Consider the following 22,850-nt stretch of genomic DNA (forward strand, 5'->3'; position numbering starts at 1 on the left):
GCCCACCGCGACAGAAGGCTTCGGAAGCCGCCTTGTCAAAGCAACGACAAGTCAACTCGGCAGAATCAACCGCGTTTGGGAACCCTCTGGAGCGGTGATCGAACTCGCCATCGAAAAGAGCCGCCTTACTGAACAAGAGTCTCGCGTTTCGGACCAATAGGACTGCAAGCGTGCCACACGGCTGCTGACAGTTCGCGAAACCATTTCGGTGAACGAATACGTGAACAAGGGAGAGCCTCCAGGAGCCGCCGTTGGCCGCCACCAAGCTCACCAAGCGCGCGGATCCGATTAAGCGCGCGCTCGGGTGTTCGCCAGGTCTACACTGCCCGCGCCGTGACTTTGCTTGATGCGGGGAATGGAGTGCGACGAGCACCTAACCGGTCGCGAACACCAAAATCAGATCTCTATTGGTCCCACTGATTATCGGGCTGCAAAAAAGCGAACGATTGCGCCCGCAGCAGCAGCCCATGCAATCGCCCTCGACCGCACTGTTCGACTCAGTACGGGCTACTCGCGTGAGATCCCCGGCAACTATCCCAAGTTCCGGGAGGCCGCGCTCCTCAGTGGCGAGCGACCCCTGAATCTACCAATAAAGCTTCATCAAGAGCGGAAGCACGAAGAAGGACCACTGTCTTCGAAAGCATATCGGCGATGCCAAAATTATCGTTGTTCGCCTCTTGATTGCTTTGCGCGGCGTTAAAATTGCGAGGTCGGTTGATGTTTCCCAGAATGATCTTCCTGAGCCGATCCCGCCTCGCATAGTGGGCCGCCGAAAAAACTCGCTTCATTGTCCTGCCCCATTCCCCCTCCCCCGGAATTGTATAGAAAATCCTAAAGATGTACGCAGCCGACCTTTGTCGGTCGTTTCGACCTCCTTACGTCCAACCGCACTCGAAGGCCTGAAGGGTACACCCATCGCCCCGGCAGCTGTCGCTTGGCGGCGTTCCACAGCCATAACCGCAAAACGGCGATCCGAGCCTTGGGCGCCTCATCCGCACTCCGGCAATGTTAGATCGAAGGCGCGCCGCACGGTCCCGCGGCCCGGTGGAACATCCGGTCTGCCTGTCCGTACAGCTTCGGCAAACGTCTTTCTCGACGGTGCCCAAGATAAACACTTCCCATTCGAGCAAGCCTGCCGGGCTCGCCGCGCTCGCAATCGCGGCCATGACGACATGGACCTCGCCCTCAGTGGCGCTGACGGCAACCGAGATCAATGCTGTGAACTTCGCTGACCGGAACAAGGTGGTCGAGCCTGGGCCCAACCCTTTCATCGTCAAGGCCCAGATTCTGCTCAGTCGGCGGAGTGTCTCGCCCGGTGTGTGAAGCGATGTCCGGACATGTTCCTTTGACCGCGCAGGCAGTCGAGGACGACATCATTGACCTGGGCTGGAAGCGCTACATCCCCGAGGACAACGCCGTATGGGTGTGCTGTTCGAGCGTCAGCACCGGACCATGAGAGGCCATATGTGCCAGGACTATCTCGATGGCCTCACCGCGCTGGGCATCGGCGCCGAAGGCGTGCCGAATGTTGCGCATATGAGGCCGACGAGCGTCGTCCACCGTCGGTTTCGATCAGACGCTGACGACCTCAGGCGCTCTTAGCTCCGCCTCCATCTCCTTCATGTCCTCGAACCGGTCTGCAATACGCGGATGGGCCCGGCCGCCATCGGAGGCGCCGATCGCGACGACGATCTCGTCGGGTCCGGGGGCATCGGCGATCTGGAACGTCGCCGTGATGAAATGCGAACGCTTGCCGGTCTCGCTCTTGTGGATCATCGGCAGCGAGATCAGTGCACCCGGCGCAGTGCGTGTGTTGGTGAAGCTCAGGAAGGCGGTTCCCGAGACGGCTTCGCGGAAGGTGTTGCCGAAGCGCAGCGTATGGATCAGCGCCGAGCCATGCTCGATCTCGCCGTTGACGCCGACGATCGCAGCCTTGCCATAGGCCTCCACGCGCTCGTCCGGCAGCACGGCGATCAGCCGGCGCGTCATCTCGAGCCCGAGCGGGCGTGCGATCCTCAGGATCTCGGGGCGAAGGTTCTCGACGAAGCCCTGGCCCGCCCAGGGGTTCTTCACCACTGCGGCGACGACCGTCATTGTAATCGGCCTTGGTGCGGTCTTGCCGCCCTCGATGATCGTCTCCTCGACGAAGGTCGCGATCTTGCGCACCCCGATATCCATGGCCTTCTCCCGACAGCTCAGTGGCGATGATGGACGAAGCTAGTGGCCGGGCGCCGGATGTCTTCCTATGGTCTTGAGGAAGATCGGAGCCTGGAATGCTGCGAGGCTGCGCAAGATAGGAATGGACAGGGTGCATGCTTACACCGATCTCGCAAATGCGTTCGCTCAGGGAGGTGGCCAGCCGGATCAATTCCGGCGTCGATCTCCCCGGCATCCTGTTCGATCTGGTCAAGGCCGCCTGCGAGCATGGCGGCTGGAGCATGGGCTCGATCATGTCCGTCGACGTGGCGCACGGCTACGCTCATGTCTCGGTGCGCCATGACCCGACATTGCTGCGGCGCCCGCTCGAGGATCGCTGGGAACTGGCGACGAGCCCGGCGCTCGTGGCGCTGCGGACCGGCGAACCGGTCTATATTCTCGACGCGCGGGCGTCGGAGGAATTCCCCGGTTATCGGCGCGAGGCTTTCGAGCGCGACTATCGCTCGGTGCTGGTGATGCCACTGACCAGCGTCGATGCCGAGGGGCGCCCCATGGTGTTGAGCCTGGTGTCGCGGGACATCAAGCCGCTGCCTTCCGACGACATCGCTTTCATGGGCATGATCGCCCATCTCGGCGCCATCGCGGTCGAGCGCGAGCATCGCCTGCGGGCCGAGCGGCGCGCGGGCGAGGAGCAGCGCCGCGCGCTGCATGCCCAGGGCGCGCTCTTGCGGGAGGTCCTGTCGGGCGGATCGGCCGAAGCCCTGGCGACCCGGCTCGACGAGTTGCTGCGATGCGCAGTGCTGGTGGTCGATTTCGCCGAGAACGGGCTGGTCGCCGCAGGCTCGCCCTTGCCCGCCTCCTATGACGAGGCAGCATGGCGAACCTTGCTGGCGTCGGGGCAGGCCGAGGCCATCGTCGCGACAGTCAGGGCCGCGATCGGGGGCGGCGAGGCGAAGGTGGTCGCAATCACCGTCGAGGCCGGCGACGGAAAGCTGGCATTGCCAGCCCTGATCGAGCCCCTGAGCGTTGATGCCGAGGTCGTCGGCGCGCTCGTCCTGTTCGACGCCGAGCCGGGCGACGATCTGCGACGCCTCATGCTCGACAGCGCCAAATTCGCCTTGAGCGTCCAGATGATGCGCAGCGTCATCCAGTTCCGCTTCGAGACCCGCACGCTGACCGAGTTGTTCTTCGAGATCGTCGAACGGCGCTGGCGCGATCCGGAGGACATCGCGCGCCGCGCGCGCCGTCTCGGCCTGCCGCTGTCGCGCGCACTGCGCATGCTCGTCGTCGATCTTCCCGGAGCCGCCGGCGGGGAACGCGATGTCTCGCAGGAGGCTCATCAAAGCGTCCAGCGGCTCGCGCGTCTGCACGGCCTGAGCTGCCACGTCATAGCGATCGGAACCGGCCTGGTCTGCCTTCTGCCGGCGCAGGCCGGTGAGGATCGGGAGCGGCTCGATCGTTTCGCGCAGCGCCTGGTCGAAGCGCTGCGCCACGGCCTCCGTGGCGAACCCATCGCCGTGATCGGCGGCATCTGCGACGGGCTCGACGACTATTCCGGCGAATGGGAGCGAGCCTGGCGGATGTTGCGGATCGCGCGCAGCTTCCGGCGCGGAGGCGTGCTCTCAGCGCTCGATTTCGGTCCCTTGCCAATGCTGATCGGCGCCGCCGACTCGGCCGAGGTGCGAACCTTCGTCGAGGGCAGCATCGGCCGTGTGGCAGCCCATGATCGCGAGCATGGCACGCCCTATCTGGAAACGCTGACGGCCTATTTGCGCGCCGGCTGTCGCAGCCAGCCCTGCGCCGACGCGATGCAGCTGCACGTCACCACGCTGCGCTACCGGCTCGCCCGGATCGAGGAATTGTTCCAGATCAATGCGGACACGCCGGATAGGCGCTTCACCTTGGAACTGGCGCTGAAAATGCACGACGTCATCGAAAGCCGAACCGCCGCCCACCCCTGAAGCGGCGAACGCTTTTGCGCGCCCATCCTCCGGTTCGGAGGAAGAAAGGCGGCAGGTGCCTGCCTAGCCTCATCCTCATTGGTGACGAGCACCGAAGAGGATCGCCATGCTGGCGACGGCGCCCCAACATTCCGCCACGATCGATCCCGTCGCTCTGCGGCGGGCTTTCGGGACTTTCCTGACCGGCGTCACGATCATCACGACGCATGACGCCGAGGGTCGCCCGCGCGGCATGACGGCGAACTCCTTCACCTCCGTCTCGCTGGATCCGCCTTTGCTGCTGGTCTGCGTCGGCAAGGGAGCGTCGAGCTTTCCCGCCTTCGACACGGCGGATTGCTTCGCGGTCAACCTGCTGCAGGAGAACCAGAAGGATCTCTCCAACCTCTTCGCTTCCAAGTCGCCCGACAAATTCGCCGAACTCGCCTATGACAGCGTCCACACCGGCGCGCCCGTCCTCGGCGACTGCCTGACCTGGTTCGATTGCAGCCTGCACCAGCGCGTCGATGCCGGCGACCACATCGTGCTCATCGGCCAGGTGCAGGCTTTCGGCACCAGCCCCTCCGCGCCGCTCGCCTTCTGCCGTGGCCGATATGCGGCGGTTAAGGATCCGCTGCCGCCGGGCTGGCTCGCCTCGAGCAGCATGATCGTGAACTACCTCGTCGAATCCGAAGGCAAGCTTCTGCTCTGCCGCGAGGGCGGTGGCGGCTGGGCCCTGCCCCAGGCGACGCGCCGAATCCTCGACGGAAGACTCCCGCTGGCCAATGGCGAGAGCCTGCCGCTGCTGGCGGAGGATACCTTCCTCTATTCGGTGTTCGACGTCGCCGATGGCGATCCGGGCCATCTCGTCTACCGGGCACGGCTCGCGGGCGATGCCAGCGGCATCTGCCTGCCTGAGGGCGTGCGCTTCTTCGGCTTCGACGAGCTGCCCTACGAACAGATCCTGACGCGCGAAACCCGCAGCGTGCTCCGCCGCTACGTCAGCGAGAGCAACGGCCGCCGCTTCGGCATCTACATCGATTCCCATGATGGCGGGCGCTTCGCAATGGTCGAGGACACCAGGCCCTGGGCCGGCATTCCGCAACTCTGGGAGCGCGGCGGCGCATCATGAAGACGACGGTCGAAACCCTGCAGGGCTCGCGCATCGGGCATTTCATCGATGGCGCCTTCGTGGCGCCGCAAGGCGGCGCCTATGCGCCGAGCTATGATCCGACCACCGCCGAGCCCTGGTATGAATTCGCGCTGGGCGATGCGCGCGACGTCGATGCGGCCGTGCGCTCGGCCCGCGCTGCGCTGATCAACCCGGCCTGGCGGCGCATGACGCAGACCGATCGCGGCAAGCTGGTGCGCCGGCTCGGCGAACTCGTGCTGGCCCATGCCGAGGAGCTGGCCCAGCTCGAATGCCGCGACAATGGCAAGCTGATCAAGGAGATGCGCGCCCAGATGCGGGCGATTCCAGACTCCTACGGCTATTTCGCGGGGATGGCCGACAAGCTCCAGGGCGACACGATCCCAGTCAACAAGCTCGACACACTGAACTTCAACCTGCGCGAGCCGATCGGCGTCGTCGGGATGATCATCCCCTGGAACTCGCCGCTGATGATGCTGACCGGCACGCTGGCGCCGTGCCTCGCCATCGGCAACACGATCGTGGTGAAGCCCTCAGAGCATGCCACGGCCTCGGCGCTGGCGCTGGCGGAACTTGTCATCGAGGCCGGCATTCCGCCGGGCGTGGTGAATGTCGTGACCGGCGACGGCATGATCACGGGCGATGCGCTGACCCGTCATCCCGGCATCGCGAAATACGTCTTCACGGGCTCGACCGATACCGGCCGCAAGATCGCCGGCAACGCAGCGGGCAATCTCGTGCCCTGCCAGATGGAGCTCGGCGGCAAGTCGCCCCATGTCGTGTTCTCGGATGTCGACATCGAGCGCGCCGTCAACGGCGTCGTCTCCGGTATCTTCGCCGCGGCGGGCCAGACCTGCGTCGCCGGCTCGCGCTGCTTTGTCGAAAAGCCCGTCTATGACCGCTTCGTCGAGGCCTTGGTCGAGCGCACCAGGCGCGTCAGGGTCGGCCACCCCATGGCCGAGGACACCGATATCGGGCCGCTGGCTCTCGCGGCGCAGCTCGACAAGGTCGAGCACTTCGTCGGCTCTGGTGTGCGCGAAGGCGCCAGGATCGCCGTCGGCGGCCGCAAGCCGCAGGACGAGGCGCTGGCGCGCGGCTGGTACTACGAGCCGACGGTGCTGACCGATGCGCGCAACGAGATGAGCTTCATGCGCAACGAGATCTTCGGCCCCGTCGTCGGCGTCGTGCCCTTCTCGAGCGAGGAGGAGATGATCTCGCTCGCCAACGACACCGAATACGGCCTCGCCTCCGGCATCTGGACCCGCGACATCGACCGAGCCATGCGCTTCGCCCGCAACGTCGAAGCCGGCACGGTCTGGATCAACACCTACCGCTCGGCCGCCTTCATGTCCGCCAATGGCGGCACGAAGAAGAGCGGCTACGGCCGCCGTGGCGGCTTCGAGGTCATGCGCGAGTTCTCGCGCCTGAAGAACGTCGTCATCGACTACTCGGGTGCCATGCAGGACCCGTTCGTCATCCGCCTGCGCTGATGCGCTGTCCCGCACGTTTGCACGGAGGCAAGCCATGAAATTCGCTCTCTCGATCAATATGGAGCGCTTTTCTCCTGATGAATCGATGCAGGATGCCATGTCCAACATGCTGGCGCTCGCCCGCATGGCCGATGAGGGTGGCTTCGAGACGCTGTGGACCGCCGAGCACCACACCATCGAATGCACGATTTCGCCGAACCCGTTCCAGACGCTGGGCTGGCTTGCACAGCATACGAGCCGGATCCGCCTGGGTACCGCGACGATCGTAGCGCCCTACTGGTCGCCAATCCGGCTCGCCGGCGAGGCTGCCCTCTGCGATCACCTCACCGGCGGCCGCCTCGAATTCGGCATCGCACGTGGCGCCTACCAGTACGAGTTCGACCGCATGGCCGGCGGCATGCCCCAGCAGGAGGGCGTCGCCTATATGAAGGAGCTCGTCCCTGCCGTTCAGAAGCTCTGGGCCGGCGACTACGCCCATGACGGGCATTACTGGAAATTCCCGCTCGCGACCTCGGTGCCGAAGCCGCTGCAGAAGCCGCATCCGCGGATCTGGGTCGCGGCGCGTGATCCCGGCACCTTCGACTGGGCCGTCGGCGTCGGCGCCAGCATCCTGTCGACGCCGCTTTCGGCGCCGGTCGCGGAGATCGGCGTGCTCGCTGAGAAATTCCGCAAGGCCTGCGCCGATCATCCCGAGCGTCCTCGCCCGAAATTCATGATGCAGCGTCGCACCTGCGTCTATGACAGCCGCCAGGATTGGCAGGAGATCGTCCGCTACAGCGTCGATTACGGGCGCTACTTCGAGAACCTGATGCAGAATATCGGGACGGTGACGAACGGCTTCCCCGAGGCCGTACCGTTCGAGACCGTCGCCAATCGCGGCAACTACGATCCCAAGGCGATCCGCGACAATCTCGTCTTCGGTACGCCAGACGAAGTCATCCCCAAGCTCGAGGTTTACGAGGCCGCCGGTGTCGACCAGTTCTGCCTCGGCCTCTCCTACAACCTGCCCTTCGAATTGCAGGTCAGGACGCTCAGGCTCTTTATCGACGAAGTGATGCCGCACTTCGCCGCCCGCGAGCGCGAAGCCGCCCGCCCGCGGCTCGCTGCCGTCGGAGCCTGACGGCGATGGCCGACGCAGCGACCCTGATCGAAGTGCATGGTGACGGCGGCAGCTTCGTTCGCGACGGCGTCGAGCTGAACTACCGGCTGAGCGGTTCGGGCCGCCAGCCGCTCGTGCTGGTTCATGGCGTCGGCTCCTATTGCGAGGCCTGGGACGGGGTGATTGCGCGGCTGTCCGACCGCTTCCGCATCCTGAGCTTCGACCTGCGCGGCCATGGCCGCTCGGCCCGGATCAAGGGCCGCTACGAGATCGATGATTTTACTGGCGACGTGCTCGCGCTCGCCGATCATGCTGGCTTCGGCCGCTTCGACCTCGCCGGTTTCTCGCTCGGCGGCCTGATCGCGCAGCGCCTCGCATTGACCCATCCCGAGCGGCTCCGGCGGCTCGTCCTGCTCTCAACCGTCTCAGGCCGGACCGACGAAGAGCGTGAGCGCGTGCTGGCGCGCCTCACCGCGCTGAAGGCCGGCGATCGCGGCTCGCATTACGACGCCTCGCTGTCGCGCTGGCTGACCGAGGATTTCCAGGCGCGCAATCCCGAGCTGATCGCGGAACTTCGCCGCCGCAACGCCGAGAACGACCCGGATTGCTACGCTTCCGCCTATCGCGTGCTGGCCGAGACCGATTTCGGCGGGTTGATCGACCAGATCCGGCTGCCGACACTGATCGCCACCGGCGAGCATGACCAGGGCTCGAACCCGCGCATGTCGCGCTACATGCATGAGCGCATTCCCGCCTCGCGCCTGCACATCCTGCCGGGGCTGCGCCATTCCCTGCTGAACGAGGCTCCGGATCAGGTCGCGGCGCTGATGCGGGACTTTCTCACCGAAGCCGACGAGGGGAGCCGCGCGTGATCGTCGAGGAACGCATTTATCGCATCCGCACGGGCAGGATGGGCACCTATCTCAAGCTCGTCCGCGAGGAGGGGCTGGCGATCCAGCAGCCGATCCTCGGGCGCCTCATCGGCTATTTCACCACCGAGATCGGTGCCCTCAGCCAGGTCACACATCTCTGGGCCTATGAGGATCTGGAGGACCGGCGGAGCAGGCGCCAGCAGCTCGCCGACGATCCGCGCTGGCAGGCCTTTCTGCCCAAGCTCTCCGAGAACATCGAGCAGGCCGAGAACAAGATCCTGCTGCCGACCGACTTTTCGCCGCTGCGCTGACGGCGCGGCGCTCTCGGGAGAACGGGCGGAAGGCCGACCCCACCGGACAATCACAAGGGGAACAGCGGTGAGCGAAAGGCTGCGTATCGAGAACCTCTACAAGGTTTTCACCAAGGACCCGACCGAGGCGCTGCAGATCCTGCGCGGCGGCGGCACGAAGGACAGCGTCTTCGCCAAGCTCGGTCAGGTGGTCGGGCTGGACGACGTCTCGCTCAGCGTGCCCGCAGGCGCGATGTACATGATCATGGGCCTGTCCGGCTCGGGCAAGTCGACGCTCGCGCGCTGCGTCAACCGGCTGAACGAGCCGAGCGCCGGGCGTATCCTGCTGGACGGGCAGGACGTTGTCCCGCTAGACGAGAAGGCGCTGCGCGAGGTCCGGCGCACGCGCATGTCGATGGTCTTCCAGCATTTCGCGCTGCTGCCGAACAAGCGCGTCATCGAGAACGTCGAGTTCGGGCTGAAGCTGCGCGGTGTCGCTCCGGCGCAGCGCCGCCGACGCGCCGAGGAGGTGCTCGCCGTCGTCGGGCTCGCGCGCTGGGGCTATCACCTGCCGCATGAGCTCTCGGGCGGCATGCGCCAGCGCGTCGGGCTCGCCCGGGCCCTCGCGACCGATGCCGACATCCTGATCATGGACGAGGCCTTCAGCGCACTCGATCCGCTGATCCGCACCGAGATGCAGGACGAGCTGCTGCGCCTCCAGCGCACGCTCAACAAGACCATCCTGTTCATCACCCATGATTTCCAGGAGGCGCTGAAGCTCGGCACCCGCATCGCGATCATGTCCGAGGGCAAGCTCGTGCGCGAGGGCACGCCGCAATCGATCGTGCTAGCGCCCGGCAGTGACTATGTCGCCGCCTTCACGCGCGAGATCGACCGGGCGCGGCTGTTCGATGCCCGCTCGGTGATGAAGTCGCCGGCCGTGGTTTGGCGAGGCCCGGCAGGCATCGTGGTGGGCGGCGCCGAGGGTGGCTTCCTCCTCGACCAGCAGGAGCAGGTCGTCGCCGGGCTCGCCGGAGCCGAGATCGCCCGGCTGCAACAGACCGGCGAATTGCCGGCGGGACGCGGCCCCTATGTCTGCGTGCCCGAGGCGACCAAGCTCGTCGACGTGGCCCGCTGCTGCCGCGCCGATCAGGCGGTCGGCGTCATCGACGAGGGCGGCAAGCTCGTCGGCCTCCTCGGCGCCGACGAGATCCTCGCCCGGATCGCCAACTCACCGTCCACGGGAGCCGCATCATGATCAAGGCGGACGATCTCGCGATCTTTCCGATCGACCAGTGGATCCAGGACGGCGTGCGCTGGCTGGCGCTGAACCTGCGCCCGCTCTTCCAGGCGATCAAATGGCCCGTCGAAAGCCTGCTCGGCTTCAACGACTGGGTCCTGCATGCGATTCCCTTCCCGGCGATGCTGCTGCTGGTCGGCCTGATCGCCTGGCGCAGCGCCGGCCGGGGCGTCGCAATCTTCAGCGTCGTCTCGCTGATCGTGATCGCGATGCTGGGGGTTTGGGCCGAGGCGATGACGACGCTGTCGCTGATCGCGACCGCGATCGTCTTCTGCGCGGTGATCGGCATCCCGATCGGCATTCTCTGCGCCCGCAGCGACCGGGTCTGGAACGTGGTGCGGCCGATCCTCGACATCATGCAGACCACGCCGACCTTCGTGTACCTAGTACCGGTGGTGATGCTGTTCGGTGTCGGCACGGTGCCGGGCGAGGTCGCGGTCGTGACCGCCGCGGCGCCTCCGCTGATCCGATTCACCAATCTCGGCATCCGCATGGTCGAGCACGAGATCGTCGAAGCCGGCCTCGCCTTCGGCGCCGATCGCCGCCAGTTGCTCTGGGAAATTCAGCTTCCGCTCGCGATCCCGACTATCCTCGGCGGCCTCAACCAGACCGTGCTGACCGCGATGGTGATGTCGGTCGTCGTTGCGATGATCGGGGCCGAAGGGCTCGGCCTCGTCGTGCTCCAGGGCCTCGGGCGGCTCGATGTCGGCCGCGCGGCCGTGGGCGGCATCGCCATCGTCCTGCTGGCGATGATGCTCGACCGCATCACCCAGAAGCTCGCCGAACCGAAGCGCGGCCAGCATACCCCGCTGCTTCAGGTGCTGACGCGGTTCCTCCGGGGGGAGCGTCGTGAGGAGATCACCGCGTCCACGCCGCCTGAGGCCAGCCGCCAGGCAGCCTGACCGAACCATTTCGTCGAAGAACCCGCCCGCAAAGGGCGGACAGGGGACAAGACCAGTCATAACCGAAGAGGAGAACGCGATGCTCAGCCTGTCAGCCAGACCGTTTATCAAGACCGTTGCCGCGGCGGCGCTCGCCGCCGTCACCCTGCAGGGAGCGGCCTTCGCCCAGGCCCTGCCGGGCAAGGGCAAGACCGTGCGTTACGCCCAGAGCGACAGCCTCGGCGCCAACTACGTCACCGCCCAGATCGTCAGCCGAGCGATGAAGGAACTGGGCTACGAGGTGAAGATCTCGACGCTGAACACGACGCTGTTCTTCCAGGCTGCCGGACAGGGCGATCTCGACCTCGCGACCGACGTCAACATGCCCCAGCGCGAGCCCGCCTTCCGGGCCGTCGAGAAGCAGGCCGAGCTGCTCGGCACCGGCATGATCGTCGGCGGCGGCATCAACGGCTACCTGATCGACAAGAAGACGGCGGCCGCCCACAACATCACCACGCTCGTGCAGATGAAGGACCCCAAGATTGCCGCCCTGTTCGGCAAGGACGGGCGCGCCGACCTGATCAACTGCGACCCGGGCTGGAGCTGCGGCGACGTGGTCGACTTCCAGCTCGACAAGTTCGGCCTCAAGGACACCGTCCGCTCGGTGCGCGGCAAATACGAGACACTGATGGTCGAAGCGGTGGCGCGCGTGAAGCGCGGCGAGCCAGCCTTCTTCTACGCCTGGAGCCCCTCCTGGGTGAACAATGCGCTGATCCCGGGCGAGGACGTCGTCTGGCTGCCGACACCGGAGGACGCGCTGCCGCCGAACGTGCCGAACCGCGGTTCGGCGTTGGTGCCGGGCGTCAAGGGCTGCGCCGGCGGTGCCGATCCCTGCCGGATGGCGATGTCGTCCTGGAACTGGGCGTCGGTCGCGAACAAGCAGTTCGTCGCCGCCAATCCCGCCATCAAGACTCTGATCGAGCAGATCAAGTTCCCGCTCGCAACCTGGTCGGCCTGGGAGTTCAACATCAACAAGAACGGTGCCAGCAGCGCCAACGTGAACCGCATGGCCGACGAGTGGATCTCGCAGAACAAGGCGACGTTCGACGGCTGGGTGGTGAAGGCCAAGGGCGCCGTCTGATCTTAATTTGCAGGGGAAGTGACACCAGTTCGAAATCCCCCACTCGGCTTGGGATGTCTCCAGGGAAGGCTTCTGGAGGCATCTCGAGTCTGGGACCATCCCCGTCCGCTCGCCCACGAGCGTCAGCGTTCTGGCAATACGACAACGTCAGCTCCTAGCGCATCTCGCCTGAGCATACGGCCGACCTTAGGTGTCACCGGCAGGCGGCAGGGACCGCTCCGAGGACGGTGTCGCAAACAGCGCGGGATCGTTTGGATCTGCGCCGCGAAGCTCCTATCTGGAATTGGCATTACTATAAAGTATTGATTTTACGACATTTTTGCTTGTCGCAAGATCGATTCTGGCGGCATAAGCGCGCCAATTTTCACGAGCCGCGCGGGTATGAGCGACAAGACTGCCGGGATCGCCGCCATCTATTCAGCCGAGCAGCACAACTTGCGTCTGCGGCTGATCCGGCGTGGCCTCGATGCGCAGCAAGCCTCCGACGCCGTGCACGACATCTTCCTGCGCCTGCTGCGATTTCCGCCCGACGACCTGCGTGATCCCGGTGCCTATCTCCGCCGATCGGCGGATATGATGGCCATCGACCACTGGCGGCGCCAGCAGCGCCATGTCGCCCTGTTCCAGCCGCTTGTTGTCGATGCGTCCGTCGCCTCCGACGAGGCCCCGTCAGCCGAGGGGCAGATGCTCACAGGCGAACGCGACGCCCGCTTGCGCCGCGCGATCGAGGATCTGCCGCCGCGCAGCCGTGAGGTGCTCCTCCTGCACAAATATGAGGGACTGAGCTATGCCGAGGTGGCCTTGCGGCTCGGCATCGCCCGCAACACCGTCATGGTCCATCTCGCCAACGCGATGCGAAGCTTGCGCGCCGCCCTGCGCACCGCCGATTAATGCTTTCGGCTCCACGGATCGTCTATTGAGAAAAGGGCTCGCGCCGGCTTGCCACGGAACGGCTTCTGGCCGCAGTGGTCGATCCGGCCCAGGACATCGCAATGGAAGATCAAGCCGAAGAGACGCCCGACGAGACGGCGCTGCAATGGTTCGTGCGGCTGCGTGACGGCGAGCTCGATAATGCCGAGCGAGAGGCCTTCGACGACTGGCTGGCCGCCAGCCCCGATCATGCGCATGCCTGGGCTGAGCTGGAGACAATCTGGCGCGATCTCGACGGCGTCCGCCCCTCCGAAGAGCCAGCTGTCTCCGGATTGCCGAGCCGGGCGATCGCGAAACCGCGGGCATGGCGACCGCGCCTTCTCGGGCTCGCGGCTTCGCTGCTCGTGGCACTCGGCCTGGCCGGTTTCCTGATGCGGCCTGACTGGATTGCCGACCACCGGACGGTGGCCGGCGAGCGCCGGACCATCGCTCTCGCAGACGGCTCGCAGGTTGAGCTCGCACCGGCCTCCGCCATCGATGTCGATCTGACGGCGACGCGGCGCAGTATCCGGCTGCTCTCGGGACAGGCCTTCTTCACGGTCGCCCGGGATCCCGGTCGTCCCTTCTCGGTGACGGCACGCGACGGCACGGTCACCGCGCTGGGCACCGCCTTTGACGTCAAGCTCGGGCTCGGCTCGGCGGTATCGGTCGCGGTCGATGAGAGCCGCGTCGAAGTCCGGGTGCCCGGTGCGGCCGGCGTCGTCGTCGCAAGCGGCCAGGGGGTCGGCTATGACGGCAGGACGATCTCGCCGCCAGCCGCGCTCGATCCGGGCGAGATCGGTGACTGGCGCCGGGGACGGCTGGTCTTCCACGATGTGCGCCTGGCCGAAGTCGTCGCCGATCTCGAACGCTATGGCGGCGGCCGCATCCAGATCCTGTCCGGCGATGCCGCGCAGCGCCGTGTGACGGCGGTGCTCGATGCGCGCGACCCCGCCGCCGGGCTCGACATGCTCGCCGGCGGCCTCGGCTTGCGGGTGGTGCGCCCCTTCAGCTGGCTGACGCTGCTGCTGCCCGTCTGAAAAAGTTCAGCGACACGATAATGACTCTGCCGTCCGCCGGCGTCTTACCCTTCCGAGGGGCCTGAATAGTCACGACCCTCGGAGCGATTGAGGATCGGCGATGGGTATTTGGCTCGGGGCGCGGTTTGTCCGCCAGGCGAGGTTGGCTGCGGCCCTGTGCGGAACCGCTCTTGCGGCGGGCCTCGTCGCCGTTCCGGCAATGGCCCAGAGCACTCGCTCGTTCAACATCCCCGACCAGCCGGTTTCCTCGGCGCTGATCGCCTTCTCGCGCCAGACCGGCCTCGCCGTCGTTGCGCCGGCCTCCGCGACGGCCGGCAAGCGTTCGTCCGCGGTCAGCGGCGCCTTGTCGTCGGAGGCTGCGCTGGCCCGGCTTCTGGCGGGCACGGGGCTCACCTTCCGCTTCACCAGCGCCACCAGCGTGACCGTCAGCGCAGCGGCGCCAACGGCGGCGACCGGTGGAGCGCTGCCCGAGGGCACCATCGCGCTCGATACCATCGACGTGACCGGCAACCCGCTCGCCCGTGGCGGCGTGAGCGAGATTCTCATCGGTCCGCGCGAACTCGAGCGCAAAAACCCGTCGGATGCGCGTGACGTCTTCTCCGGCGAGCCGCGCATCAAGGTCGGCGGATCGACGCCGATGTCCCAGAAGATCTACGTCAACGGCGTGGAGGAGACCAACCTAGCGGTCACCATCGATGGCAGCCGGCAGAACAACAAGGTCTTCCATCACAACGGCACGACCCTGATCGATCCCTCCTTCCTGAGGGCTGCGCGCGTCGATGCCGGCGTCGCTCCGGCCGATGCCGGCCCCGGCGCGCTCGCCGGAACGATCGCCTACGAGACCAAGGACGCGCGCGACTTCCTGACCGGCAACGGGGTCGGCGCTTTCGCGAAGACGCAGTTCAACAGCAACGGCAGCATCTTCACCAACAATCTCGCGGGCTTTGCCCGGTATCATGGCTTCGACATCCTCGGCTATGGCACGATCGGCAAGGGCAGCAACTACAAGAACGGCGATGGCGTCGAGGTGCTCGGCACAAAGACCGATCTATTGAGCGGCCTGCTCAAGCTGGGTTGGGAGGCACCGTCGGGCGATCGCTTCCAGGTCAGCCATGAGCGCGTCCGCGACGACGCGCTCCGGCCGTTCCGCGGCAATATCGGCTTCATCACCGGCCGCCCGGTCTGGGAGCCACGGGTTCGCCGCTACGAGATGGACCGGCAGAACACTGTATTCAGCTATAGCCGCACTTCCGCACTCGGCTGGTGGGATCCGAAGGCGGTCCTCGCCTATAGCCGCACCGACGTCGACACGCCGATCTTCGAGCGGCCGGTCGGCGCCAGCCCTCTGCCCGTGACCTATCCCGGCACCGGCATCACCGACAGCTTCAACGGCAAGTTCGAGAACCGCTTCGGCTTCGGCGATTTCGGCGGCATCACGGCAGGCGTCGACTTCTACAAGGACAAGGCGCTCTACAAGGACCGGAACTACCGCGTCGACGAGAAGGCCAGCAATCTCGGCGTCTACGCGCAGGCGCGGCTGAAGCCGTTCGAGCGCGCCCGCCTCTCCTTCGGCCTGCGCGGTGACCGGCAATGGTTCACCGGCACGACCGGCGAGGAGTTCGACGATGGCGGCCTGTCGCGCAACATCTCCGGTGAGTTCGACCTCATTCCCGAGCATCTGACGGTCCGGGCCGGCTATTCCCATGTCTGGGGCGGCATCCAGTTGGCAGAGAACTTCATCATGAATCCGGCCTGGCGTTACGGCAACGGCATCCGCCCGGCCACCTCGGACAATGTGATGGCCGGCCTCGTCGCCCGCTGGAATGGCTTCACCCTGGAAGGCTCGGTGTTCCGCACCGAGGTTGAGAATGCCCGCGCCGCACGCTTCGCCGTCGCCAGCGCCACCCTGCTGCGCGACATCGAATCCCAAGGCTACGAGATCGGCCTCGGCTATGCCTGGGAGGATGGCTTTATCCGCGGCAAGTATGCCAGCGTCGACGTCAAGATCGACGGCCAGCCCGCCGATTCCGACACCGGCACCTATCTCGCGACACCGATCGGCGACGTCTTCACGCTGACAGCGGCCCACACCTTCAGGCAATGGGGCGTGACCGTCGGCGCTGATGTCGAGATCGTGCGCGACTACAAGAAGGTCGCGCCCGGCAATCTGCCGCTGAAGGGCTACGAGGTCGTCAACGTCTTCACCGAATACAAGCCGCTGCAACTGCCGCATCTGACGTTGCGCGCCGAGGTCAAGAACCTGTTCGACCAGAACTATGCGGATCGCGCCACCTACGGACAGGAGTTCGGCACGGTGACGCCGCTCTACCAGCCCGGCCGGGCCTTCGTCCTCAGCGCATCGGCCCGCTTCTGATGCGCCTGCTGAGCGTCCTCGCACTTCTGGCTCTGCTCGTGCCGGCAGCAGCCGCCGGCCGGGAACTGGTCGACCTCGCGGGCCGCAAGGTCACAGTGCCGGACAGGGTCGAGCGCGTCATCATCGGCGAGGGGCGTTACCTGCCGGCCCTCGCCATCCTCGACCGTGCCGATCCCGTTGCCCGGCTCGTCGGCATGATGGGCGAGTACGAGGCCGTCGACCCCGTCAGCTATGCCCGCTATCGCGAGCGCTTTCCTGCGCTCGACCGGGTCAAGCGCATCGGCCGGGTCGCGCGCGACAGCTTCAGCCTGGAGCAGGCCATCGCCGCCAGTCCGCAGGTCGCGATATTCGGCATCGGCGGCCACGGCCCCGATACACGCTCAGGCGAAGTCATCCGCGCGCTCGAGGCGGCGGGCGTCGCCATCATCTTCATCGACTTCCGCAGCGACCCGCTGGTCAATACGCCGCGGTCGATGGAGTTGCTCGGGACTTTGCTCGGCCGCGAGGCCGAGGCTGCGGAATTCGTCGCAGCCTGGCGGGCGGCACTCGCCGTGGTGACGGATCGGCTGGCCGCGGCGCGGCCGACGCCGGCACGCGTCTTCGTCGAAAGCCGTGTCGGGCTCGGGAATGGCTGCTGCGAGACCATGACGCGCGGCATGATGGGTCGTTTCGTCACGGCCGCCGGCGGCGTCAACATCGCCGACGCGCTCATTCCGGGCGAGGCTGGCGTCGTCAGCCTCGAATGGCTGGTCGCCAATCCGCCGGAGGTCTATATCGGCACGGCGATCGGCAGCGGCGTGCAGCGCGACGAAGCGCCCTGGCTCGCGCTCGGCCCCGGCGTCGATGTGACAACGGCGCGCGAGCGCCTCGCCAGATCGATGACGCGTAATGGCATCGCCGGGTTGGATGCGGTGCGGCAGGGCCGCGCCCATGCCGTCTGGCACCACTTCTACAACTCGCCGTTCAACGTTGCCGCAGTCCAGGTCTTTGCCCAGTGGCTGCATCCGCAGCTCTTCGCCGATCTCGACCCGCAGGCGCTCCTCGCGACGATGCAGCGGCGCTTTCAACCCGTGCCGCTCGACGGCACCTATTGGACGAGCCTGCGCTGACATGGACCAGACCACCGACGCCGCCGGCAGCCGGCACAGCCATGCCGATGTCGTGACCGACAACGCATCCCGCTATCTCCAGCAGCTCTGCAAGCACTTCTCGCACAAGGTCGAAGTGACGTTCGACGAAACGGCCGGGCACGTGATCTTCTCGATCGGGCATTGCCGGCTGACGGCGCATGCAGGGCTGCTACGGCTCGCGCTCGGTGCGCCCGATGCCGAGGCCCTCTCCGAGCTGGAGCAGGTCATCGAGCGTCACCTCCTGCGCTTCGCATTCCGCGAGACGCTCTCGATCGCATGGTGTCGGGTTCACCAAGTTGGGGCCGACAGCCACGGAGCCGCACCTCGACTGCTGCCCAGGTAGGGAGGCCATGGTGACGCCCGACCTGCATCGGGAAATGGCCAGACTGGCCCGTGGCTGACTCGTTGCGTGTCCGGTTTACGGCAGTTCGGGTTGGCGATCTCGCGAAGCCGGAGTGACGCCGGGCGCTGACGTCGAGCAGCCCGTTTGCGCGGTCCGATCCATCTCAGGCAAGAACATCCCAGCAGGTCCGGGATAACCTGCCGATTGCCAGCATCGCGGCCGCATAGCCCGGCATGCCGTCCGGCAGGGTCGGCGCGACATCGTAGGCGTAGGCGGCGATCGCGAAGAGCGGCCTGCCGTCGCGATAGACGATACCGGCATCCATCTTGCCGTTCCGCCCGGTTCCAGTCTTGTGGCAAACGCGCGCGCCGTTTGGCAGCAGCAGCGGGATCATCGTGCGATAGGCCTGCCAGCTCAGCATATCCAACGCCAGCCGGCAGAGCTCGGCGGAGCAGCCGAGCTTGCGCAGCGCAGCTGCATTCCCTTCGCTGCCGTCGAGGATGAGCCGGAGCAGCGTGACCTGATCCGCCGCTGTGGTGGAGGCCACAAAATCGAAGGATACGTCCTGCGGCATCTCGCGCGGCGGTACGGTGAAGCGGATCTCTGTGCCGATCATGCCGACGGAGCGGCAGAAGGCGGTGATCTCCTCCGCAGGGAGCCGCTCGCCGACGATGGCAGTACAGATATTGTCGCTGGTCACGATCATCTGCATGATAGCGTCGCGCAGCGGGAAGGTTAGTCCCGGCGTCATGTAGTAGAAGGTGCCGGACGGAATACCCTCCTGGAAACGGGCCTCCGCGACCACCGGCTCGTCGAGCGAGAGGCGCCCTTCGTGGACGGCACGGAACGCCGCCATCATGAAGGCGATCTTGCGGGTGCTGGCCGACGGCACCTGGCGCTCAGCCTCGATGCCGATCCGGCTGCCGTCGCGCAGATCCTCGATGGCGACCGTCATCGGGAAGTGCTGCGCGGCCGTGATCTCCCGCAGAAGCGGCTCGATGTCTGCAAGAGGTCCCTTCGCCAGCGTGGACGGAAACAGTCCCGGAAGGCCGCTGTGGATTGCGCTGGCCATGCCTCAGACCTCGCCGGCGCGCGGGGCAAATAGCAGGAAGTAGTCGCAGACCAGTCGGGCGATGTCGGCGATGGCGCGGTCGCGCTCCTCCACCTGCAGCGGCGAGCCCTTCACATAGGTAATGAGCGCCACCGTGCCGGCGCCGTCAGGCAGGGCGAGATAGCCGAGGTCGTTCGCTGTGCCGGTACCGCTACCCGTCTTGTTCAGGACTTGCACCCCGTGCGGAAGGCGGCTGCGGATGCGGCTCGGCGACGTGCGGGTGCGCGACATCATGTCAATCAGCCGTTCGGCCCCCGTTGGTTCGATCCCCTCGCGCAGCCAGAGGCGCCGGAGCAGCTCCAGCATCGCGTCCGGCGTGCCATGATCGCGCTCCTCATGGCGGTAATCCGCCTCGCCGGTGCTGGTGCGGCTGCGCGCCGCGAGCTTCTCCGGTGGCAGGTCCGCCAGCGCCCGGCGCATCGAGACCTCGGCCGGAGGCGGGTCGATCTCATGCATCACGCAGAGGGCCGCGCGCATGGTGCGACCGACCTCCAGCGCGCCGAGTCCAATGCCTTCAAGATAGGCGCGAACGGCTGCCGGGCCGCCGACGAGCCGGAAGAGCACGTCGGTTGCGGTGTTGTCGCTACGGGTGATCGTCGTCTCGAGCAGGTTCGCAAGCGAGAGCGCCACGCCGGGATGCGGGAACTCGTCGCCGATGGAGCCCAACGGCGTCATTTCCGCCTCGTCGATCTCGTAGAGCTGCGTCCAGGACAGCGCGCCGCGCGCGACGGCATCGATCACGGCCAGCGCCAGCGGCATCTTCACCGTGCTCGCCATGGGGAAGCGCTCGTTGGAGCGCCAGGTCAGATGCAGCCCGCTTTCCAGATGCAGGGCGGCGACGCCAACCGCGCCCGCCGTGAAGGTCGCGATGCGGCCGATCTCCGCCGTGGCGCGACGCTGGAGCACTCCGGACTGCTGCTGGATGGCGTTCATGATGGTGTCCTGTGCAGGACCGGCCGCCGGGGCGGCCGGCGTTTCTCACTTCTTGGTCTTGTGGACGTCGAGCGCGAAGGTCATCTCGTCGACGCGCGGGTCGTAGCGCAGCGTGCTCTTCGTCGCCCAGATGTTCTTGAAGTGGTAGAGCGGCAGCATCGGGAGATCGGCCGCGACCATCTTCACCGTCTCGACGACGAGGGCCTCGCGCTTCGCATCATCGGTCTCGCCAATGATCGACGCGGTCAGCGCATCGAGCTTGGGATTGCTGTACATGCCCCAGTTGTAGAGGCCCCAGCCGGTCTCCTGGCTCTTCGTGCCGACGAGATCGCGCAGCAGGCTCGTCGCCTCCATCGAGGCATTGCCCCAGCCACCCATATAGGCGGCGAATTGGTTCTTGGCGCCGCGTGAGGAGTATACGCTGAAGGGCATCGCATCGATCGCGGTCTCGACCCCGATGCGGCTCCACATCTGGGCGATCGCCTGCGCGACCTCGACATTGTAGGGCGTGCGATCATTGGCGGTCGACAGCGTCAGCTTGAAGCCGTTCGGATAGCCGGCCTCGGTCAGGATCTGCTTGGCTTTCTGCGGATCATAGGCCGGGACAGGGGTCTTGGCGTCATGGCCGAGAACGCCGGCCGGCAGCCACTGGCCGGTCGGCGTCGAGGTGCCGAGCATGACGCGGTCGGTCAGGCCGACGCGGTTGATCGCCATGGACAGCGCCTCGCGCACCTTCTGATTGGTCAGAGGCGAGGGATCGATCTTCGCGCCGCTCTTGTCCGTCGTCGCCGGAGCGTCGGCCGCCGGCTTGAACATCGGCACGACATAGTTGACGCGCAGGCCCGCGACCGAGGCGACCTTGATCTGGGGCGAGCTTTCCAGCCGTGGAAGGTCGCTGGCGGACGGCGCGTCGATCACGTCGAGGTCGCCGGCGAGCAGGGCTGCGGTGCGCACCGCGACATTGCCGATCAGCCGCAGCGTAACGGCATCCCACTCGCTCTTGCCGCCCCACCACGCGTCGTTGCGGACGAACTCGATCCGCTCGCCGGGGGTGTAGCTGACGAGCTTGAACGGGCCGGTGCCGATCGAGGCCTTGCCGCTGTTGTAGTCGGCGGTCGTGGCGTCGCCGCCGGCATGGCGCGAGACGATGGCGATGCGGGTCAGGTCGCTCGGCAGGTTCGGGGTCGGGCTCGCTGTCGTGATGCGCAGCACCGTTGGGCTGACGATCTCGACATTGGCGATCGGCCGCAGGATGCCGGCGAAACCGCCGAGATTATTCGGCACGTTGAGAGCGCGCTTCAGGGTGAAAGCGACGTCCTCGGCGGCAAAGGGCTTGCCGTCATGCCAGGTCACGCCCTCGCGCAGCTTGAACTCCCAGATGGTGGGCGAGACGGAGCGCCACTCGGTGGCGAGGCCGGGCGTCAGCTTGCCGTCGAAGGACCGATGCACCAGCCGGTCGAAGATGTGGAAGGCGACCAGGTTGTTGGGCGTCGTGCTGTAGAAGTGCGGGTCGAGCGAGTTGACCGAGCCGCCGATGCCGATGGTCAGCTTTTCGGCTTGGGCATGGGTCGCGGTCACCAGACCGAGCGCGGTGACGGCGAGAAGGGCGCCACGCATGCGGCGCTTGAGTTGAGCGGTCATTGCGATCCCCGTATTATTGGTATGTAATATTGAATATTTGAAGACAATTTCACGATGCTGTCAAGGCGGCGCAACCCGTTCGACAGCCATGCGTTCGCCGCGGGCGCGCGCAGCGCGCATGCCGACGCAGCACCGCCACAAGCGGCGTTGCGTTAGGCCGGGACGCAAATACGTCCCGAACTGGACGGAAGTTCAGGAGATCAGGGCGGCAGAAGCCTGGCGGGCAGCCTCGACGACCAATGGCGCGAGTTGGGTGATCGCCGTCTCGCGGTCGTAGCGCATGGTCAGGCTCGACAGGTTGATGGCGCCGAGTGCGCGGCCGGCCCTGTCGTGAACGGGCGCGGAAACGGAGATGCTGCCCTGCTCCATGTTCTTCTCGGTGACCGAGAAGCCCACCGTCTTCACCTGCTCGAGGATGCGGATCATCGCGCCGGCATCGGCAGCCTTCGTGCGTGTGGCGACCGAAGGATCCGAGATCGACCAGACCTTCTCGACATGGGCCGGCGACGAGTATCCCAGCAGAACCTGGCCGGAGGACGAAGACAGCGCCGGAAAGCGCGTGCCGACCGGAAGGTTGACCGAGGAAATCAACGTGCTCGGGACGGTGGCTATGATAACGATCTCGGCGCGGTCGACCTCGACCCATGAGATCGTCTCTCGCGTGCGCTCGTTCAGGGCCCGCATGAACGGGTAGGCTGCATCGAGACCCGCATTGGCCGAGAGCGCATGCTGAGCGAAGCGATAGACCTTCTTCGACAGCATGTAGCGCTTGGAAGGCTCGTCGCGATCGAGATAGCCCAGTCGCTCGAGCGTGTAGATGAATCGCTGCGCGGCGCTGCGACCGAGCCCGGTGCGGACCGCGATGTCGGACAGGCTCAGGCTGGCGGCGTCCTTGTCGAAAGTCTCCAGCACGCGCATCGCCTTCGCGACCGAGGCGACGAAGAGGCGCTCGTCGATATCCTCGGCGCCCACCGGCCGCTGCCGGGCGCTATCAGCAGTGCCCACGATCGCTGATGGGCTGGAGGTTATCGGCGCTGTCATCCACGTCCCAA

At 66.2% G+C, this 22,850-nt stretch carries 19 protein-coding genes; 14 read left to right on the plus strand and 5 right to left on the minus strand.

The window, feature by feature from the left end; all coding sequences use genetic code 11:
- Positions 1 to 1,572: 1,572 nt before the first annotated feature.
- Positions 1,573 to 2,178 carry an amino acid synthesis family protein gene (locus VGN82_RS04170; protein WP_327525733.1) on the minus strand — a complete coding sequence of 202 codons (606 nt, stop codon included), beginning with the start codon at positions 2,176 to 2,178 and terminating at the stop codon, positions 1,573 to 1,575.
- A gap of 155 nt (positions 2,179 to 2,333) precedes the next feature.
- On the opposite strand from VGN82_RS04170, the gene VGN82_RS04175 reads away from it, so the two are divergent.
- The 14 genes from VGN82_RS04175 (at position 2,334) to VGN82_RS04240 (ending at position 18,113) form a co-directional block, all read left to right on the plus strand.
- Positions 2,334 to 4,118, plus strand: coding sequence for a helix-turn-helix domain-containing protein (locus tag VGN82_RS04175; protein WP_327525734.1), 1,785 nt, complete (start codon positions 2,334 to 2,336; stop codon positions 4,116 to 4,118).
- Positions 4,119 to 4,224: 106 nt separating this feature from the next.
- Complete coding sequence (locus VGN82_RS04180; protein WP_327525735.1) at positions 4,225 to 5,226, plus strand: flavin reductase; 1,002 nt, start codon at positions 4,225 to 4,227, stop codon at positions 5,224 to 5,226.
- On the plus strand, positions 5,223 to 6,734 hold the full coding sequence (locus VGN82_RS04185; RefSeq protein ID WP_327525736.1) for an aldehyde dehydrogenase: 1,512 nt from the start codon (positions 5,223 to 5,225) through the stop codon (positions 6,732 to 6,734). Before VGN82_RS04180 ends, VGN82_RS04185 begins: the two co-directional genes overlap by 4 nt.
- Positions 6,735 to 6,768: 34 nt before the next feature.
- On the plus strand, positions 6,769 to 7,854 hold the full coding sequence (locus tag VGN82_RS04190) for an LLM class flavin-dependent oxidoreductase (RefSeq protein WP_327525737.1): 1,086 nt from the start codon (positions 6,769 to 6,771) through the stop codon (positions 7,852 to 7,854).
- A gap of 5 nt (positions 7,855 to 7,859) precedes the next feature.
- Positions 7,860 to 8,705, plus strand: coding sequence for an alpha/beta fold hydrolase (locus VGN82_RS04195; RefSeq protein WP_327525738.1), 846 nt, complete (start codon positions 7,860 to 7,862; stop codon positions 8,703 to 8,705).
- Positions 8,702 to 9,016, plus strand: a complete 315-nt coding sequence (locus tag VGN82_RS04200) for an NIPSNAP family protein (protein WP_327525739.1) — start codon at positions 8,702 to 8,704, stop codon at positions 9,014 to 9,016. The genes VGN82_RS04195 and VGN82_RS04200 overlap by 4 nt, the downstream gene beginning before the upstream one ends.
- Before the next feature lie 67 nt (positions 9,017 to 9,083).
- Complete coding sequence (locus tag VGN82_RS04205) at positions 9,084 to 10,253, plus strand: quaternary amine ABC transporter ATP-binding protein (RefSeq protein ID WP_327525740.1); 1,170 nt, start codon at positions 9,084 to 9,086, stop codon at positions 10,251 to 10,253.
- Entirely contained in the window at positions 10,250 to 11,197 is a 948-nt protein-coding gene (locus tag VGN82_RS04210) for an ABC transporter permease (protein WP_327525741.1), read from the plus strand. Before VGN82_RS04205 ends, VGN82_RS04210 begins: the two co-directional genes overlap by 4 nt.
- Positions 11,198 to 11,276: 79 nt before the next feature.
- Positions 11,277 to 12,317: a glycine betaine/L-proline ABC transporter substrate-binding protein ProX gene (proX, locus tag VGN82_RS04215; RefSeq protein WP_327525742.1), complete on the plus strand. Its 1,041-nt coding sequence runs from the start codon at positions 11,277 to 11,279 to the stop codon at positions 12,315 to 12,317.
- Positions 12,318 to 12,698: 381 nt separating this feature from the next.
- Positions 12,699 to 13,208: an RNA polymerase sigma factor gene (locus VGN82_RS04220; RefSeq protein WP_327525743.1), complete on the plus strand. Its 510-nt coding sequence runs from the start codon at positions 12,699 to 12,701 to the stop codon at positions 13,206 to 13,208.
- A 101-nt stretch (positions 13,209 to 13,309) separates the two neighbouring features.
- Positions 13,310 to 14,266, plus strand: coding sequence for a FecR family protein (locus tag VGN82_RS04225; protein ID WP_327525744.1), 957 nt, complete (start codon positions 13,310 to 13,312; stop codon positions 14,264 to 14,266).
- A 100-nt stretch (positions 14,267 to 14,366) separates the two neighbouring features.
- Positions 14,367 to 16,640, plus strand: coding sequence for a TonB-dependent receptor (locus tag VGN82_RS04230; RefSeq protein WP_327525745.1), 2,274 nt, complete (start codon positions 14,367 to 14,369; stop codon positions 16,638 to 16,640).
- Entirely contained in the window at positions 16,640 to 17,749 is a 1,110-nt protein-coding gene (locus tag VGN82_RS04235; RefSeq protein WP_327525746.1) for an ABC transporter substrate-binding protein, read from the plus strand. The genes VGN82_RS04230 and VGN82_RS04235 overlap by 1 nt, the downstream gene beginning before the upstream one ends.
- A gap of 1 nt (position 17,750) precedes the next feature.
- Positions 17,751 to 18,113: a DUF2218 domain-containing protein gene (locus VGN82_RS04240; RefSeq protein ID WP_327525747.1), complete on the plus strand. Its 363-nt coding sequence runs from the start codon at positions 17,751 to 17,753 to the stop codon at positions 18,111 to 18,113.
- A 163-nt stretch (positions 18,114 to 18,276) separates the two neighbouring features.
- On the opposite strand, the gene VGN82_RS04245 is transcribed toward VGN82_RS04240, so the two are convergent.
- The 4 genes from VGN82_RS04245 to VGN82_RS04260 form a co-directional block, all read right to left on the minus strand.
- Positions 18,277 to 19,068 (minus strand): serine hydrolase, encoded by a 792-nt coding sequence (locus VGN82_RS04245; RefSeq protein ID WP_414644200.1) that lies wholly within the window; start codon positions 19,066 to 19,068, stop codon positions 18,277 to 18,279.
- A 120-nt stretch (positions 19,069 to 19,188) separates the two neighbouring features.
- Positions 19,189 to 20,157 (minus strand): serine hydrolase, encoded by a 969-nt coding sequence (locus VGN82_RS04250; RefSeq protein ID WP_327525749.1) that lies wholly within the window; start codon positions 20,155 to 20,157, stop codon positions 19,189 to 19,191.
- A gap of 45 nt (positions 20,158 to 20,202) precedes the next feature.
- Positions 20,203 to 21,798, minus strand: coding sequence for an ABC transporter substrate-binding protein (locus VGN82_RS04255; protein ID WP_327525750.1), 1,596 nt, complete (start codon positions 21,796 to 21,798; stop codon positions 20,203 to 20,205).
- A gap of 192 nt (positions 21,799 to 21,990) precedes the next feature.
- Positions 21,991 to 22,770 (minus strand): IclR family transcriptional regulator, encoded by a 780-nt coding sequence (locus VGN82_RS04260; RefSeq protein ID WP_327525751.1) that lies wholly within the window; start codon positions 22,768 to 22,770, stop codon positions 21,991 to 21,993.
- Positions 22,771 to 22,850 lie beyond the last annotated feature (80 nt).

This window comes from Allobosea sp. (genome assembly GCF_035999205.1).
Taxonomy (GTDB): Bacteria; Pseudomonadota; Alphaproteobacteria; order Rhizobiales; family Beijerinckiaceae; genus Allobosea.

Bases quoted from the DNA above. Each gene is read 5' to 3' on its own strand.
- VGN82_RS04245 (WP_414644200.1), bottom strand. From the start codon at position 19,068: ATGACGGTCGCCATCGAGGATCTGCGCGACGGCAGCCGGATCGGCATC.
- VGN82_RS04210 (WP_327525741.1), top strand. From the start codon at position 10,250: ATGATCAAGGCGGACGATCTCGCGATCTTTCCGATCGACCAGTGGATC.
- VGN82_RS04185 (WP_327525736.1), top strand. From the start codon at position 5,223: ATGAAGACGACGGTCGAAACCCTGCAGGGCTCGCGCATCGGGCATTTC.
- VGN82_RS04180 (WP_327525735.1), top strand. From the start codon at position 4,225: ATGCTGGCGACGGCGCCCCAACATTCCGCCACGATCGATCCCGTCGCT.
- VGN82_RS04240 (WP_327525747.1), top strand. From the start codon at position 17,751: ATGGACCAGACCACCGACGCCGCCGGCAGCCGGCACAGCCATGCCGAT.
- proX (WP_327525742.1), top strand. From the start codon at position 11,277: ATGCTCAGCCTGTCAGCCAGACCGTTTATCAAGACCGTTGCCGCGGCG.
- VGN82_RS04235 (WP_327525746.1), top strand. From the start codon at position 16,640: ATGCGCCTGCTGAGCGTCCTCGCACTTCTGGCTCTGCTCGTGCCGGCA.
- VGN82_RS04195 (WP_327525738.1), top strand. From the start codon at position 7,860: ATGGCCGACGCAGCGACCCTGATCGAAGTGCATGGTGACGGCGGCAGC.
- VGN82_RS04230 (WP_327525745.1), top strand. From the start codon at position 14,367: ATGGGTATTTGGCTCGGGGCGCGGTTTGTCCGCCAGGCGAGGTTGGCT.
- VGN82_RS04225 (WP_327525744.1), top strand. From the start codon at position 13,310: ATGGAAGATCAAGCCGAAGAGACGCCCGACGAGACGGCGCTGCAATGG.
- VGN82_RS04170 (WP_327525733.1), bottom strand. From the start codon at position 2,178: ATGGATATCGGGGTGCGCAAGATCGCGACCTTCGTCGAGGAGACGATC.
- VGN82_RS04175 (WP_327525734.1), top strand. From the start codon at position 2,334: ATGCGTTCGCTCAGGGAGGTGGCCAGCCGGATCAATTCCGGCGTCGAT.
- VGN82_RS04255 (WP_327525750.1), bottom strand. From the start codon at position 21,798: ATGACCGCTCAACTCAAGCGCCGCATGCGTGGCGCCCTTCTCGCCGTC.
- VGN82_RS04220 (WP_327525743.1), top strand. From the start codon at position 12,699: ATGAGCGACAAGACTGCCGGGATCGCCGCCATCTATTCAGCCGAGCAG.
- VGN82_RS04250 (WP_327525749.1), bottom strand. From the start codon at position 20,157: ATGAACGCCATCCAGCAGCAGTCCGGAGTGCTCCAGCGTCGCGCCACG.
- VGN82_RS04190 (WP_327525737.1), top strand. From the start codon at position 6,769: ATGAAATTCGCTCTCTCGATCAATATGGAGCGCTTTTCTCCTGATGAA.